The 240-nt window shown below is 66.7% G+C and carries 1 protein-coding gene; it reads left to right on the forward strand.

Annotated features, from left to right (window positions below; all coding sequences use genetic code 11):
• Positions 1-240: hypothetical protein (locus tag MTCD1_RS21430; protein WP_200818717.1), on the forward strand; the 240-nt coding region annotated here is incomplete at both ends.

Below are 240 nucleotides of genomic sequence, written 5' to 3' on the forward strand. Positions count from 1 at the left end.
GGTGTCCGGCGTCGATGCCGCGAAGCGCGCGAAGGATGCGCTACACAAGCTGACGCGCGACAACCGCCTCATGGCAGAAAAGCTGCTGGAGAGCGAGAAAAAGCGGCGGCGCGAGGAAAAGATCGAGGCCGCCCGCAAGGCGTTCGCCGACCATCTGGCCGAACTCCAACGCGAAATTGCCGACCTGCGCCTGGACGTGCCGGCGCCGGACTTCGCGGCCGCCATCAAGGGCCTGACGAC

Source organism: Colwellia marinimaniae (genome assembly GCF_002207865.1).
Classification (GTDB): domain Bacteria; phylum Pseudomonadota; class Gammaproteobacteria; order Enterobacterales; family Alteromonadaceae; genus Colwellia; species Colwellia marinimaniae.